The following is a 14,057-nucleotide window of genomic DNA, read 5'->3' as shown; positions in this document are numbered from 1 at the left end:
GTGATAAGCCATAGGCGGCCGGGGATGGGATTACGACGGGGAACATGCCATCATATTCCATCCCTGGCCACCAACGTTGCTGCTTATTCATGACGGAAATACTCCCAACCTGGCATCTCTACATGCTGCGCATGCCCAGCGGTATGCTGTATACCGGCATTACTACCGACGTAACGCGGCGGCTGGCGCAGCATCAGGCGGGCAAAGGGGCCAAGGCACTACGGGGTAAAGGCCAACTGGTGCTGGCGTTTCACTGTCAGGCGGGGGATCGCTCAAAAGCGCTGAGACTGGAATATCGGGTCAAGCAACTGAGCAAAACGCAAAAAGAGAGGCTGGTGAGTCACCCGCCTCTTTCGTTGGATTATTTACTGCCGGACGTTGAGGTTAAAGCCGGTTAAACGGCTCGGAGTATTCCACCGCCCCGCCAACATCAACCAAGGCATCTTCCGCCAGTGGGTAAACCTGGAACGCGGCCTCGGTTTCTGGCCAGCGGCACTGCAGACCATAGGCAGCGGCCGGTTTAAAGCCAAAGCGCCCGTAGTAAGCCGGTTCACCCAGCACCACTACCGCGGCATAGCTGAACTCGTTCAACGCATCCAGCCCTTCGTATATCAGCTTTTCGCCCAGCCCCTGACGACGCAGACTTTCGTCCACCGCCAGCGGTGCCAGACCGACCCATTGACGATCCTCACCGGCCACGTCCACCGGGCTGAACGCGGCATAACCCACTACGCCGCCTTCGTCGTCGGTGGCGACAATGCCCAGCGTCAGCAGGCCGTCTTCGCGCAGTTGCTGCACCAGATCGGCTTCATCATCTCGCCCAAAGGCGCGACGCAGCAGGGCATCAATGCCTGCCGCATCTACCGGAATTTCCACGCGGATTAACATGTTGCCGGCACACGGGAAGTTTGCACCGTGCCCTCCTGCAGCCCTGCTTCCACAAATTCGGCCAGTTGCAGCAGGCCAATGCGCAACGGCGCAGGCATGGCTTCCAGCTCGATGGCGTCCATCAGATTTTTTACATACAGGCCCAATTCGGTGTCCCCTTCAATCTGCAGCCGACGCTGAAAGAACAGCGTATCGGGATCTTGCTTACGCGCTGCGATCAGAATCAGATCGTTGGCGTCGCCGCTGAAGCTGACATCAGCTTCGGCGTGTTGGCTGACAACCAGTTTGTCGTTTTCTACCGTCATAAACCAGTGTAGCGCCAGATCGCGAATTTCGATCTTCAACCAGCGCGATTCGAGAAATTCCAGATCGCCATCTGCCAGCGCCTGACGAAATTGCCAGCCCAGTACCTGTTCCAGAAGCTGACGCTGCAAGGCAAACGGCGTGAATTTTAGCGGTACACGCAGCAACGACGGCCCCTGGCGCACAATGCGCGCTCTTAATTGTTCCAACACTGTCGTTCACTCCTTTCAACACAGATACGCTATTTTGCCACAGCGATACACGGCTGCCGCGCTCTATATCAACAAATAGTGCATTTCACCGCCAGCTTTATCAATACGCCAGAAGCTGCCTCAAATCAAAACCTGTTAAGTACGCTTTCACTAAAATTGCCTCCCGATTAGCGTTTGCCGGTGAAAGAGTCACCGGCAACCCTTGGAGTCAGGATAAATCTATGGAGCTGCTTTGTCCCGCCGGTAATCTGCCGGCCCTGAAGGCTGCGGTAGATAACGGTGCCGACGCCGTGTATATCGGCCTGAAAGATGATACCAACGCCCGCCACTTTGCCGGCCTCAACTTTACCGAGAAAAAGCTGCAGGAAGCGGTCGAGTATGTGCATCGTCATAACCGCAAACTGCATATCGCCATCAACACCTTCGCCCACCCTGACGGCTATGTCCGCTGGCAGCGCGCGGTAGATATGGCGGCGCAGTTGGGCGCCGATGTGCTGATCCTGGCCGATTTGGCGATGCTGGAATACGCCGCCGAACGTTACCCGCAGTTGGAGCGCCACGTCTCGGTGCAGGCGTCCGCCACCAACGAAGAAGCGATCCGTTTCTATCAGCGCCATTTTGATGTCAGCCGGGTAGTGTTGCCGCGCGTGTTGTCGATGCATCAGGTCAAGCAGTTGGCACGTACCAGCCCGGTGCCGCTGGAGGTCTTCGCCTTCGGCAGCCTGTGCATCATGGCCGAGGGACGCTGCTACCTTTCATCTTATCTGACCGGCGAGTCTCCCAATACCGTCGGGGCCTGCTCACCGGCGCGCTACGTGCGCTGGCAGCAAACGGCGCAGGGCATGGAGTCACGCCTGAATGGTGTGCTGATCGACCGTTATCGCGACGATGAAAATGCCGGCTACCCAACGCTGTGCAAGGGCCGCTATCTGGTCGATGACGTGCGCTATCACGCGCTGGAAGAACCCACCAGCCTCAATACGCTGGAGCTGCTGCCGGAACTGCTGGCTGCCAATATCGCGTCGGTGAAGATTGAAGGTCGTCAACGCAGCCCGGCCTACGTGAGCCAGGTGGCCCGCGTCTGGCGCCAGGCCATCGACCGCTGCCAGGCCGACCCGGCCGCCTATCAGGCCGACGCCGGCTGGATGGAAGCCCTGGGTGCGGTGTCTGAAGGCACTCAAACCACGCTCGGTGCTTATCACCGTAAATGGCAGTAGCAGGAGGAAACATGAAATACGCATTAGGCCCGGTGCAGTATTATTGGCCGAAAACCGAGCTCGAAGAGTTCTACCGCCAGGCGGTAAGCAGCAGCGCGGAGATTATTTACCTCGGTGAAAGCGTCTGCACCAAGCGGCGTGAGATGAAGGTCGGCGACTGGCTGGCGCTGGCGCAAGAAATTGCCCGCAGCGGCAAACAGGTGGTGCTCTCTACCCTGGCACTGCTGCAGGCACCGTCCGAACTGAACGAACTGAAGCGCTATGTGGAAAACGGGGAATTCCTGATTGAAGCCAACGATCTGGGCACCGTGAACATGGCGGCCGAGCGCAGCCTGCCGTTTGTTGCCGGTCATGCATTGAACTGCTACAACGCCTACACCCTGCGCCTGCTGCACCGCCAGGGCATGATGCGTTGGTGCATGCCGGTCGAGCTTTCCCGCGACTGGCTGACCAAACTGCTGGAACAGTGCGACGAACTGGGTTTCCGCCGGCAGTTTGAGGTGGAAATCTTGAGCTACGGTCACCTGCCGCTGGCCTATTCGGCGCGCTGCTTCACCGCACGTTCGGAAGACCGTGCCAAGGATGAATGCGAAACCTGCTGCATCAAATACCCGCAGGGACGAGTGATGCGTTCGCAAGAACAGCAGCAGGTGTTTGTGCTGAACGGCATCCAGACCATGAGCGGGTACTGCTACAACCTGGGCAACGAGTTGACCGGTATGCAGGGGTTGGTGGACATTGTGCGTCTTTCGCCACAGGGCACAGAGACACTGGCGCTGGTCGAGCGCTTCCGCGCCAATGAGCAAGGCACACAGCCGTTAACCCTCACCGATCGGGCCGATTGCAACGGTTACTGGCGGCGGGTTGCCGGACTGGAGTTGGTGCCCTAATCAGACGGCCTGCCACAGGCAGGCAACGGAATGCTTGCAAGCCGGGTAAGCGTAATGCCACCCGGCCATTAAGCAGGCAGCGGCAACTACTCTTTGAAGAACCAGTAGCCCTGGTTCATCAGCTCCGTCAGCTCAGCCACAAACGCCGGGTTTTGCAGCGCATCGCCCAGTTCCTGCCGGCCCAGCTCGGTATAACGACACAGAGCATCGGCCGCGCGTGCGTCAACGGTGTCCAGACGCTCGCTGTTGATAAAGAAGCTGTCGCCGATGTGCAGCACACGCAAGCCGCTCAAACGGGTCAGGGTTTCACCGTCCATCAGCGCACTCAGTACCTCTTGCGCCTCATACGGCGGCTCCGCCATGGCGATATCCAGCTCATGACGAGGCGTGGTGGCAAAACGGCCAAACCACTGCTTAAAGTCTTCCGGCTTGCTGATCATTTCGACCATCATTGTGCGCAGGCGCTCAAGCTCATATTCCTCTACCCGCCCCGGATGCTCACGCAGGGTTAAATCAGGATCGCTGTAGTGCACGCCACCCAGATCGTTTTCCAGTGCGTAGTCGGCAAAGCTGCTGATCAGGTCGCGGTCGTTTGGCCCACGGAAACCCACTGAATAGTTGAGCGCAGTTTCGTGGGTGAAGCCGTCATGCGGGAAACCTGGCGGGATGTACAGGATGTCTCCCGGCTCCAGATCTTCATCAATGATCGGCTCGAACGGATCAACGTGCAGCAGCGCCGGATGCGGGCAGAACTGACGCATCGGTAAGGCATCGCCTACACGCCAGCGACGGCTGCCCATCCCCTGAATGATGAACACATCGTAGTTGTCGATGTGCGGCCCCACACCGCCGCCCGGCACCGAGAAGGAGATCATCAGGTCATCCAGACGCCAGTCCGGCAAAACGCAAAACGGGCGCACCAGCTCGGCTGAGGGCGCATGCCAATGGTTAACGGCCTGCGCCAGCAAGGACCAGCCGGTTTCGCCGAGATCATCGAAATGTTCAAACGGACCGTGGCTGGCCTGCCATTGCCCCCCTGTCTGGCTGACCAGACGGCTGTCAACTTCCGGCTCCATCGCCAGACCCGCCAGTTCGTCTGGCGTGATAGGGTCAACAAAGTTCGGGAAGGCATTTTTCAAAACCACAGGTTTTTTCTGCCAGTATTTCTCTAAAAACTCGGGCCAGTTCAGGTTCAGTTGGTAAGCCATATAATCACACCAGTAAGAGGATCCACGGGCGTGATTATGCGAGAGCGCGGGCCTGCACACCTTGTTAAGGGTCAAGGAAACATGGCTTCAGGCCCCCGGAATTAACTTGCCCGTTTGCGGAGCAGGCTACGCAGCGCCACGCTGTTACGCATGAAACCCACCCCGACCCCCAGCAGGGTGTAAATAATCCCCAACACCAGCAACATCACCACGTCGCCCCAGACTTCATTGAGCGACAGGCCCATTTGGTTAACCCCGGCAATGGCCTTGGTAGCCCAGGTGGAGGGGATACAGTAGGAAATCGCCCGCACCCAGGCCGGCATCGCCTGCAGCGGCCAGATGGTACCGGAGAGGTAGAATATCGGCGTGGTGATAAACGCCAGCGTCAGGTAGATCATTTCTACGCTGCGCAGGCATTCGGTGACCAGCTTGCCCAGCCCCAGTACCGCCAACAGGAACGGGAAGGTCAGCAACAAAATTTCTGCAATACTCGCCGTCTGACGATAGCCCAAGACCCACGGCCACAGTACAAACAGCACGATAGACAGGAATAGCCAGATCGGTAGCAGCGCCGTCAGCCCGCCCAAATGGGCCGCCAACGGGGGCTTGCCGCCGGGGATGCTCTTCATGGCAATGCTGACGCGAACGCAGGCAATCAATAACGAGTGCTGTAACAGCATCACCAGCAGGCCAGGGAAGATGATCGCTGCAAAGCTGATGCCCGGGTTGAACACGTCCAGCGTTTGCCCTCGTATGGGCGTCAGGATCACCTGCGCCTGGCGTTCGCTGAAACCGCTGCGCAGCAGTAAGCCGTTGTTGTACTGGTTCAGCAGTTGCTGATAGGCCGCAACCACGTCCTGCTGGATCTGGCCGTTGGCTAGCCGGTTGGTAGCATCGCCATAGACCGGTACCACGATATTTTGGCCGCTCAGGATCTTCTTCTCCAGATCCACCGGCATGATGATCACCGCGAACAGTTTACGCCAACCGAGGTCACTTTTTGCCTGCTCGAGGCTATCGTAAGTCACGATGGCAATCTTCGAGGTCGCGTCCAGTTGGCGAATCAATTGGCGGCTGGCGGTGCTGTGGTCCTGATCAATCACGCCGACCGGCAGATCCCACACCGTCCGGTTGGCATAGACCATGCTCATGACGCACAGCGACAGGATCAGCATCAACCACATCGGCCTCTCCAGCATGCCAAGCAGCACCCGGACGAAGGTTTGCCAGTAGATTTTCATCCCGCGCCCCCTTCCTTCAGCAGCCGCGGCAACAGCCGGTTACGCACCAGGAATGCCGTCACCAACGGGTAGACGGACAGTAATGCACAAACGCTGAAGATGGCACTGGCCGGAACCTGCCGCAGGAACACGTCAAACATCGCGTACAGCGCGTGAGTTAAGGGTTCAATATTGGAGATGATTCGCGCCGGCAACGGCATCGACAGTTCCGGTACCGCCATACCCGAGAAGGTCAGCGCAATACTGACCAGGATGGCAATCAGGCTGTAGGCGGTGATAATGCTGCTGGTAAAGGTAAACAGCAGCAGGCCGATGCTCTGCGCCGCCATCACGTAAAAGAAGGCTATCATCAACATGAACAGCGGATTGCCGCTGACGCGGGCGTCAAAAATACCCACCAGCGCGGCAATTTCAACCATCAGCAGGCTGGTGAAACACAGGGTGTATGGCGCCAATTTACCCAGCAGTGCCAGGCTGAATGGCCGGGCCTTCAACAGCGATTTGCTGCGCGCCAACACGTAGATCATGCAGGTCACCACAAATAGCTGCAGCAAATGGATAGTCGCGGCAAACTGCTGGTAATAAATATAACTGCCGCTGGCGTTGAATAGACTGCCGTACGACAGCGTCACGTCCGCCAACGGCGGCAGCGTCTTGCCCATCTCCGCGGCGATAATGCTGCGGTAGCCGGCATTGATTTCGGTCATCAGCCCGCTGAAATCCTGAGTAGAATACAGCCCGGCACCATAGAACAATGCGTTGTAATACATCACCACGCTCGGCTGCTTGCCCGCCAGCGCATTGGCTTCAAAGTCCGGCGGGACGTACAACAACGCGTAATCCTGCGCACTACGCAGACGATACAGCGATTCATTCAGCCCGCCGTCATATAGCTCTACGTGAGCATGAGAACCGGCATCCAGTCGGCGCGTCAGCGACTTGGACAACGAGCTGTGATCGTTATCCACCACTGACACCGGCAGATCCAGCAAGGTCCCTTCCGAAAAGTTGCTGCTGACCAGACCAAACAGCATCAGCGGGAAAATCCAGCTCAGCCAGTGTATTACCGGGCTGCGGAAGGCGACGCGGCACTCGTTGTCAAACGCGTGACTGAAGCAGCGCCAACCGGCCCTTACTCTTTCCATAACCATAAGCTGCTCATCCCTGGACGCAGGCCTTCCACCGGCTGTGACGGATACAGCCGCACTTCAAAGGTTTTCAGGTCGAAGTCACCGGTAGCACGAGTGGCGCGTTTGGTGGCGTAATCGCCCAGCGGCGCAATATAGCGCACCTCCGCTTCGATCATTTTGTCCTTCAACGCCGGTACCCGCATCTGCACCTTATCGCCCTTACGCACATGAGCCAGAATGTCTTCACGCAGGTTAAAGACGAAGTAGGCATCCGGAACGCGGATCAGCGTCAGCAACGGGCTGCCGGCATTCAACAATTCCCCGACCTCCGCCGGGATCGGCCCGACTTCGCCGGCCACCGGGGCTAAAACCCGCAGGTCGTCAGTCTGAGCCTTCACTTGCAGCAGGTTTTCTTCCGCTGCCCGCAGCGCTGCGGCGTACTGTTGCCGCAGTTCGATACGGTCGCCATTCGTGCCTTCGTCCAGGTTGGCCTTGGCCGCCTGCACCTGTTGGAATGCGGTGTCACGCGCCCGGCGTGAGCTGTCCAGCTCGGACTTCGAAATATAACCTTTGCCGGAAACGCTCAGGTTACGGTTGTAGTCGTTCTGCGCGTTGCGATATTGCGCCTCGGCCTGCGCCAGGTTGGCACGCAGATTACGGATGCTTTCTTCACGCGTGCCGTGCAGAGATTGGTCGAGCTGCGCTTTGGCTTCATCGCGCGACGCCTGGGCGGAACGCAGCTGGGCCATCAGTTCCGGGCTATCGAGCTGGATCATCACCTGTTGGGCTTTCACGTCGTCACCACGCTCAACCAGGCGTTCAACCACCCGTCCCTTGGCCTTGGAGGCCACGATCACCTCTGGCGCGTCCACTTCCCCCTGCAATAACAAATCCTGATTATGTGCCCGGAACAAGATCGCCATGGCGATCGCCACCACCATCAACAATAAGGTAAACAACGTCTTTTTTTTCATTCTCTCAGCTCCCTGAGCGATAAGCGGCGGGTGGAATCATCACGTCCATATTTTATATCAACTCCCAAAAACCATTTTTATCATAAGGATATAGCAAGCACATATATCCTCTTTTATAACTATAAATTGGATTATGCTTTTAACACTAAAAGCACATTTTGCTTTGTAGTTTGCAGACCTCTGCAATCGCCCTTTAAGCGATCAACTCTTTGATGGACGATATCATGACTGAAAAAACTACGGTGCCGGTTTCGGTACTGGATTTATCCCCCATTCCGCAAGGGGCCAAACCCCGTGATGCCTTTCACGCCTCTTTAGATTTAGCACAACATGCCGAAAAATGGGGCTATCAACGCTATTGGTTGGCAGAACATCACAATATGACCGGCATTGGCAGTGCGGCAACCTCGGTTTTGCTGGGCTATCTGGCCGCCGGTACCCAGAGTATCCGCCTCGGCTCCGGTGGCGTGATGCTGCCCAACCATGCACCGCTGGTGATTGCCGAGCAGTTCGGTACGCTGGAATCGCTGTACCCGGGACGTATCGATCTGGGTCTGGGCCGCGCGCCCGGCACCGACCAACGCACCATGATGGCGTTGCGTCGTCATCTGTCCGGTGAAGTGGATAACTTCCCGCGCGACGTGCAGGAACTGCAACATTACTTTGGTGAGGTACAAGCGGGCCAGCCGGTGCAGGCAGTACCCGGCCAGGGGTTACACGTGCCGATCTGGCTGTTGGGCTCCAGCCTGTACAGCGCCCAGTTGGCGGCACAGCTTGGCCTGCCGTTTGCCTTCGCTTCCCACTTTGCGCCAGAGATGCTGTTCCAGGCATTTAACCTGTACCGCGACAACTTCAAGCCTTCCGAGCAATGCCAACGGCCACACGCCATGGTATGCGTCAACGTGGTGGCCGCCGACAGCGATGCCGATGCACGTTTCCTGTTTACCTCGATGCAGCAGCAGTTTATCAATCTGCGCCGCGGCTCGCCGGGCCCACTGCCGGCACCGGTGGACAATATCCACGCGCTGTGGACCGCCGGAGAACAATATGGCGTCGATCAGGCGCTGCGCATGTCTGTCATTGGCAATGAAACTACCGTGCGTAATGGGCTGCAGACGCTGCTCAGCGAAACCGGTGCGGATGAAATCATGGTTAACGGCCAGATCTTTGACCATCAGGCGCGCTTACATTCGTTTGAAATTGTCGCCGGGGTGAAAGGCGATTTGGTGAAGGGATAAACTATTTGGGCGCCTTTACGGCGCCCTCATTTTATCAGCGCTGGATCAGGTAGCGGATGGTGGGACCATCCTGCTGGATATCCAGAACCTTGTAGCCATGGTTGCGCGCATCAAGCGGGATGTTGTTGATTGACTGCGGGCAATCGCTGATCACCTCCAGGATTTCCCCCGGCTTCAACTGCGGCATCGCTTCCAGCGTCGCCACCGCCGGGTAAGGGCAAGGCTCACCCAGCATATCCAACCGGTAATCCGGCACTATCGCCGTTTGCTTCATGACACACTCCTTAAATTAACCACCTGCGCGTCGGGCCTGGCGCGGAAAAATCGTTTTTCCCACCACAGCATGGCGCCAAACGCCAATGCCAGCAGCAGGTAGGTTACCAGCAGGCCACCGATCGGGCCGAAGGTCTCCAGCAGGTTAACCTTGTCGTAGTCAGTGGCCAGCGTCGGGGCCAAATCATCCCAGAAATAGGCCAGCAGCGTGGCACCAATGATATTGCCCAGCCCAACCCACCAGTAATGCACCTGACCTTCTACCGCACGGTACATCCAGCCGGTTTCGCAACCCCCGGCCAACACTATGCCAAAACCAAATAACAATCCGCCCAGCACCGCATTGGGGCCGGCCCACATGATTTTAGGCGCCACGCCCAGTTGGACGTAGCTGAAAATGCCGATGGCACTGGCGGCCATACCGAGAATGATGGCCTTCGCCATATGGGTACGCCCGCTGATCCACAGATCGCGGAACGCCGAGGTGAAACAAATTTGCGCCCGTTCAATCAGCAGGCCAAAACCGATGCCAAACAACATGGCGATACCCAGCGTCGGTGCATCAAACAGCGTCCATAGCGACCAGGCGATCGCCAGACAGAACACCACCATCCCCAAACGAAAACGGCGACGCGCCTGCTCCGGCTTTTGGGTCAGCGGCGCGGCCGCCTTCACCTTCTGTAATTTGATCGGGATGCGGAACATCGGCAACAGGGTAAATTTGGCACCAAAATAAGAGCCGGCGGCGGTCGCCAGCGCAAAGAACCAGGCGTGCAGCGAGAACTGCGGAATGCCGGTAAAGAAGGCCGCCAGGTTGCAGCCCATCGCCAGACGTGCACCGAAACCGGCGATGATACCGCCCAGCAGCGCCTGCACAATGCGAATGCGATTCTGCGGCTGGCGTAGCTTGATGTTGTTAGCCCACAGCGCGGCGGCGATACAGCCGGCAAACATGCCGATGATCATCCTGCCGTCGATGCGTTGCAACGGCGTCCCCTCAAGCCCGATAACCTTGAAGTAACCCCACTGCTCTGGGTGCAACCCGAACAGCTGCAATATATGGCCGCCCCAGCGGGTGAATTCACCGGTCACCGCCCAGAAGGCCCCGGTCAAACCGAAATAGTAGGTAGAGAGGATCCCGGCGGCAATCACCGCGGGTAAAGGTGCCCAAAAGCGCACCAGATATTGAGACTTGAACTGCTGCCAACTCATGGCATCTCCCGTGCGTAGTATCCATAAGAAAAAACCTTATAAATGATACGCCATTTTCCCTCACTTAACGGCGAATTTCAGGCATAAAAAAACCAGCCCGAAGGCTGGTTTTTAATCCAATTAACCGCGAACGGTCAAATTAGATGTTATGCATCACCGAAGCGACGACGTGGTGCAGCCGGAGCGGCGTCATCACGACGTGGTGCGCGTTGGCCGTCACGGTTGAAGTTACCGCCACGACGCTCGCCACCGTTGCCGGCAGGTGCAGCAGCACCGCCTTCACGACGATCACCGAAAGAACGACGGCCTGGGTTTGCCCCTTCACGACGTTCGCCGTTGAATGGACGAGCCCCGCCACGACGCTCACCGTTACCGGCAGGTGCAGGACGCTCACGACGTTCATGCGGCTGTGCATCGCCCAGCAGTTGCATGTTCATCGGCTTGTTCAGGATGCGGGTACGGGTGAAGTGAGACAGGATCTCGCCCGGCATGCCTTTTGGCAGCTCAATAGTTGAGTGGCCGGCAAACAGCTTGATGTTACCAATGTAACGGCTGCTGATGTCGCCTTCGTTAGCGATCGCGCCAACGATATGACGAACTTCAACGCCATCATCACGGCCCACTTCAATGCGGTACAGCTGCATTTCGCCAACGTCACGACGTTCACGACGTGGACGCTCAGCGCCACCGTCACGGCTGTCTGGACGTGCGTCACGACGACGGTCGCTACCGCGGTCGTCACGGTCGTTGAACTCACGACGCTGACGTGGTTTGAAGACAGGATCCGGTGGCAGGATCAGAGGACGTTCGCCCTGTGCCATTTTCAGCAGTGCTGCGGCCAGCGTTTCCATTTCCAGCTCTTCTTCGCCCGGCTGCAGTTTAGCCAGCAGGCCACGGTACATGTCCAGATCGCTGCTTTCCAGCTGTTGCTGTACTTTAGCTGCGAACTTGGCCAGACGACGCTCACCCAGCAGTTCTACATTTGGCAGTTCAACTTCTGGAATGGTCAGCTTCATGGTGCGTTCGATGTTACGCAGCAGGCGGCGTTCGCGGTTTTCTACGAACAGCAGCGCACGGCCGGCACGACCAGCACGGCCAGTACGGCCGATACGGTGAACGTAAGATTCGGAATCCATAGGGATGTCGTAGTTCACAACCAGGCTGATACGCTCAACGTCCAGGCCACGGGCAGCAACGTCGGTCGCGATCAGGATATCCAGACGACCATCTTTCAGACGCTCCAGGGTCTGCTCACGCAGGGCCTGGTTCATGTCACCGTTCAGTGCCGCGCTGCTGTAACCACTGCGCTCCAGCGCTTCGGCCACTTCCAGGGTCGCGTTTTTGGTACGAACGAAGATAATCGCCGCATCAAAATCTTCAGCTTCCAGGAAACGTACCAGGGCTTCGTTTTTACGCATGCCCTGCACAGTCCAGTAGCTCTGGCTGATGTCTGGACGGGTAGTCACGCTCGATTGAATGCGCACTTCCTGCGGCTCTTTCATAAAGCGGCGGGTAATGCGACGGATAGCTTCCGGCATGGTTGCAGAGAACAGCGCGGTCTGATGTTCAGCCGGGATCTCTGCCATGATGGTTTCTACGTCTTCGATAAAGCCCATACGCAGCATTTCGTCGGCTTCATCCAGCACCAGACCGCTCAGGTTAGAGAGGTTCAGGGTGCCACGCTTCAGGTGGTCCAGCAGACGGCCTGGAGTCCCTACTACGATTTGCGGGCCCTGACGCAGAGCGCGCAGCTGCACGTCATAACGCTGGCCGCCGTACAGGGCCACGACGTTAACGCCATGCATGTGTTTGGAGAAATCGGTCATCGCTTCAGCAACCTGAACCGCCAGTTCGCGGGTCGGTGCCAGCACCAGGATCTGAGGTGCTTTCAGGGAAGCGTCAAGGTTGTGCAGCAGTGGCAGCGAGAACGCCGCAGTTTTGCCGCTACCGGTCTGTGCCATGCCCAGCACATCACGGCCGTTCAACAGGTGAGGAATACACTCAGCCTGGATCGGTGAAGGTTTTTCGTAGCCCAGATCGGTCAGGGCAGAAATGATCGGAGCAGACAGCCCCAGGTCAGCAAAAGAGGTTTCAAGCTCAGTAGTCATGTACACGTGCCTCATTAATAATGGCAGCCAGTCTACATAACTCGTCGAGAAAATTTTCAGTCATTTTCATTGAAAAGTGTGAACCGGCTCAAATTAGATTATAAAACGAACAAAAAAGCCCTCGCCCGTTAAGACGATAACTTTGGCAAAAAACCAATGTATATCAGGCTGATAGTTGTTCGTCAGCTATTGCTGGTCCGATTCCGATAGGTCGTCTTGTTCTTGGCCCAACAGCGCCAATTCCAACAATGCATAGCGGTGCTCAACGAAATTATGAACGTTGTTAGCAACCGTCAGTTTGAACAGCGCCGAAGCGGTGTCCTTGTCCCCCAGACTTAGGTAATGCTTACCTAAATAGAAGTCAGTTTCACTGAGATGCTCAGCGAGCGAAGTGTTATCCGTTGCATCTGCCTTGAGCCTTTCCATCAGCGTTTTTTCACTGATGTTGCCCAGGTAGAATTCGACAATATTCCATCCCCATTGCCCTCGGTTCGCCTTGTCATAACGCTGCTGGAGCGCTACGTCAGCCTTCTTGGGATCGATTTCTCTTTCCACAAGATACAGCCACAACGAACGGAAGGGATCGTTTGGGTCGTCTTGATAAAACGCCTGCAGATCATCCTGCGCCAACGGGAAGCGGCCGCCATAATAAAGAGCGATGCCCCGGTTTAAACGCGCGTAATTGTAAGTTGGATCAAGCTCTAGTACAGAATCAAACGCTTCATAGGCAGCATCAAAATTGCCTGCCTGCGTTAAGTAAATGCCCAGGTAGTTGAAAACTTCTGGCATATCAGGACGTATCGCCAGCGCTTGCGAGAAATCATTGCGCGCCAGTGCACGTAGCCCGAGGCTATCATACAGTACACCGCGCTCATATAAAAGCTGCGCACGCTCATCGTCCGTCAGTGCCCGGCTGGCAAGTATTTGTTCCATGCGCGCCAGGATCACTTCCTGCTGCAGAGTTGGCTGCAACGGGATCGCCAAAACTTCGTCTTTACGCCAATCATGGTTGCTGCATCCTGCCAGCATGAGTGCTGTCGCAACGTAACACCAGCGCAAGAAAGGCTTCATTTCCCACTCCCGAAGACAAACATTGGATGAACATCCTTTCATCCGTTTGCAAATACGCAGGCATCCTGCCCGCGTTATATGAACAGCTCCCA

Annotated in this window: 15 protein-coding genes; 4 read left to right on the top strand and 11 right to left on the bottom strand. The window is 57.0% G+C overall.

Features of this window, described 5'->3' with window-relative positions:
- Nucleotides 1-89: 89 nt before the first annotated feature.
- A complete protein-coding gene (locus ACSOSI_RS02040; RefSeq protein ID WP_026142167.1) occupies nt 90-398 on the top strand; it encodes a GIY-YIG nuclease family protein in 309 nt (102 codons plus the stop codon).
- Here the strand turns inward: ACSOSI_RS02040 and ACSOSI_RS02035 are convergent.
- Entirely contained in the window at nt 385-888 is a 504-nt protein-coding gene (locus ACSOSI_RS02035; RefSeq protein WP_112363013.1) for a GNAT family N-acetyltransferase, read from the bottom strand. The genes ACSOSI_RS02040 and ACSOSI_RS02035 overlap by 14 nt on opposite strands.
- Complete coding sequence (ubiT, locus tag ACSOSI_RS02030) at nt 882-1,403, bottom strand: ubiquinone anaerobic biosynthesis accessory factor UbiT (protein WP_012004963.1); 522 nt, start codon at nt 1,401-1,403, stop codon at nt 882-884. Before ubiT ends, ACSOSI_RS02035 begins: the two co-directional genes overlap by 7 nt.
- Nucleotides 1,404-1,624: 221 nt before the next feature.
- Between ubiT and ubiU the strand changes: the two genes are divergently transcribed.
- Nucleotides 1,625-2,620, top strand: a complete 996-nt coding sequence (gene ubiU / locus ACSOSI_RS02025; RefSeq protein ID WP_261092220.1) for a ubiquinone anaerobic biosynthesis protein UbiU — start codon at nt 1,625-1,627, stop codon at nt 2,618-2,620.
- 11 nt (nt 2,621-2,631) lie between these two features.
- A complete protein-coding gene (locus tag ACSOSI_RS02020) occupies nt 2,632-3,510 on the top strand; it encodes a U32 family peptidase (protein WP_476706451.1) in 879 nt (292 codons plus the stop codon).
- Between the two features lie 86 nt (nt 3,511-3,596).
- Here ACSOSI_RS02020 and ACSOSI_RS02015 read toward each other — a convergent pair whose 3' ends face one another.
- From ACSOSI_RS02015 to ACSOSI_RS02000, 4 genes are all read right to left on the bottom strand, one after another.
- Nucleotides 3,597-4,718 carry a ribosomal protein uL16 3-hydroxylase gene (locus ACSOSI_RS02015; protein WP_476706450.1) on the bottom strand — a complete coding sequence of 374 codons (1,122 nt, stop codon included), beginning with the start codon at nt 4,716-4,718 and terminating at the stop codon, nt 3,597-3,599.
- A 101-nt stretch (nt 4,719-4,819) separates the two neighbouring features.
- Entirely contained in the window at nt 4,820-5,959 is a 1,140-nt protein-coding gene (locus ACSOSI_RS02010; protein WP_012004959.1) for an ABC transporter permease, read from the bottom strand.
- The gene (locus tag ACSOSI_RS02005; RefSeq protein WP_476706449.1) at nt 5,956-7,110 is read right to left on the bottom strand and encodes an ABC transporter permease; all 1,155 of its coding nucleotides are present in this window, start codon (nt 7,108-7,110) and stop codon (nt 5,956-5,958) included. The genes ACSOSI_RS02010 and ACSOSI_RS02005 overlap by 4 nt, the downstream gene beginning before the upstream one ends.
- On the bottom strand, nt 7,092-8,063 hold the full coding sequence (locus tag ACSOSI_RS02000) for an HlyD family secretion protein (RefSeq protein WP_017891385.1): 972 nt from the start codon (nt 8,061-8,063) through the stop codon (nt 7,092-7,094). Before ACSOSI_RS02000 ends, ACSOSI_RS02005 begins: the two co-directional genes overlap by 19 nt.
- Before the next feature lie 224 nt (nt 8,064-8,287).
- Between ACSOSI_RS02000 and ACSOSI_RS01995 the strand changes: the two genes are divergently transcribed.
- The gene (locus tag ACSOSI_RS01995; protein ID WP_026142166.1) at nt 8,288-9,301 is read left to right on the top strand and encodes a luciferase-like monooxygenase; all 1,014 of its coding nucleotides are present in this window, start codon (nt 8,288-8,290) and stop codon (nt 9,299-9,301) included.
- 34 nt (nt 9,302-9,335) lie between these two features.
- Here ACSOSI_RS01995 and yedF read toward each other — a convergent pair whose 3' ends face one another.
- The 5 genes from yedF to nlpI form a co-directional block, all read right to left on the bottom strand.
- Entirely contained in the window at nt 9,336-9,575 is a 240-nt protein-coding gene (yedF, locus tag ACSOSI_RS01990) for a sulfurtransferase-like selenium metabolism protein YedF (RefSeq protein ID WP_012004955.1), read from the bottom strand.
- A complete protein-coding gene (gene yedE, locus ACSOSI_RS01985) occupies nt 9,572-10,786 on the bottom strand; it encodes a selenium metabolism membrane protein YedE/FdhT (RefSeq protein WP_476706448.1) in 1,215 nt (404 codons plus the stop codon). The genes yedF and yedE overlap by 4 nt, the downstream gene beginning before the upstream one ends.
- A 146-nt stretch (nt 10,787-10,932) precedes the next feature.
- On the bottom strand, nt 10,933-12,894 hold the full coding sequence (locus ACSOSI_RS01980; protein WP_012004953.1) for a DEAD/DEAH family ATP-dependent RNA helicase: 1,962 nt from the start codon (nt 12,892-12,894) through the stop codon (nt 10,933-10,935).
- Nucleotides 12,884-12,958 carry a protein YrbN gene (gene yrbN / locus ACSOSI_RS01975; protein WP_223499600.1) on the bottom strand — a complete coding sequence of 25 codons (75 nt, stop codon included), beginning with the start codon at nt 12,956-12,958 and terminating at the stop codon, nt 12,884-12,886. Before yrbN ends, ACSOSI_RS01980 begins: the two co-directional genes overlap by 11 nt.
- 122 nt (nt 12,959-13,080) lie before the next feature.
- Entirely contained in the window at nt 13,081-13,965 is an 885-nt protein-coding gene (nlpI, locus tag ACSOSI_RS01970) for a lipoprotein NlpI (RefSeq protein WP_012004952.1), read from the bottom strand.
- Nucleotides 13,966-14,057: the final 92 nt, after the last annotated feature.

It is taken from the genome of Serratia sp. AR11 (assembly GCF_056376275.1).
This window is presented reverse-complemented; position numbering and strand designations above follow the sequence as displayed.

Coding starts and splice junctions, on each gene's coding strand:
- yedF (WP_012004955.1), bottom strand. CDS start 9,575: ATGAAGCAAACGGCGATAGTGCCGGATTACCGGTTGGATATGCTGGGT.
- ACSOSI_RS02020 (WP_476706451.1), top strand. CDS start 2,632: ATGAAATACGCATTAGGCCCGGTGCAGTATTATTGGCCGAAAACCGAG.
- ACSOSI_RS02035 (WP_112363013.1), bottom strand. CDS start 888: ATGTTAATCCGCGTGGAAATTCCGGTAGATGCGGCAGGCATTGATGCC.
- ACSOSI_RS02040 (WP_026142167.1), top strand. CDS start 90: ATGACGGAAATACTCCCAACCTGGCATCTCTACATGCTGCGCATGCCC.
- ACSOSI_RS02010 (WP_012004959.1), bottom strand. CDS start 5,959: ATGAAAATCTACTGGCAAACCTTCGTCCGGGTGCTGCTTGGCATGCTG.
- ACSOSI_RS02005 (WP_476706449.1), bottom strand. CDS start 7,110: ATGGTTATGGAAAGAGTAAGGGCCGGTTGGCGCTGCTTCAGTCACGCG.
- nlpI (WP_012004952.1), bottom strand. CDS start 13,965: ATGAAGCCTTTCTTGCGCTGGTGTTACGTTGCGACAGCACTCATGCTG.
- ubiU (WP_261092220.1), top strand. CDS start 1,625: ATGGAGCTGCTTTGTCCCGCCGGTAATCTGCCGGCCCTGAAGGCTGCG.
- yedE (WP_476706448.1), bottom strand. CDS start 10,786: ATGAGTTGGCAGCAGTTCAAGTCTCAATATCTGGTGCGCTTTTGGGCA.
- ACSOSI_RS02015 (WP_476706450.1), bottom strand. CDS start 4,718: ATGGCTTACCAACTGAACCTGAACTGGCCCGAGTTTTTAGAGAAATAC.
- ACSOSI_RS02000 (WP_017891385.1), bottom strand. CDS start 8,063: ATGAAAAAAAAGACGTTGTTTACCTTATTGTTGATGGTGGTGGCGATC.
- ACSOSI_RS01980 (WP_012004953.1), bottom strand. CDS start 12,894: ATGACTACTGAGCTTGAAACCTCTTTTGCTGACCTGGGGCTGTCTGCT.
- ACSOSI_RS01995 (WP_026142166.1), top strand. CDS start 8,288: ATGACTGAAAAAACTACGGTGCCGGTTTCGGTACTGGATTTATCCCCC.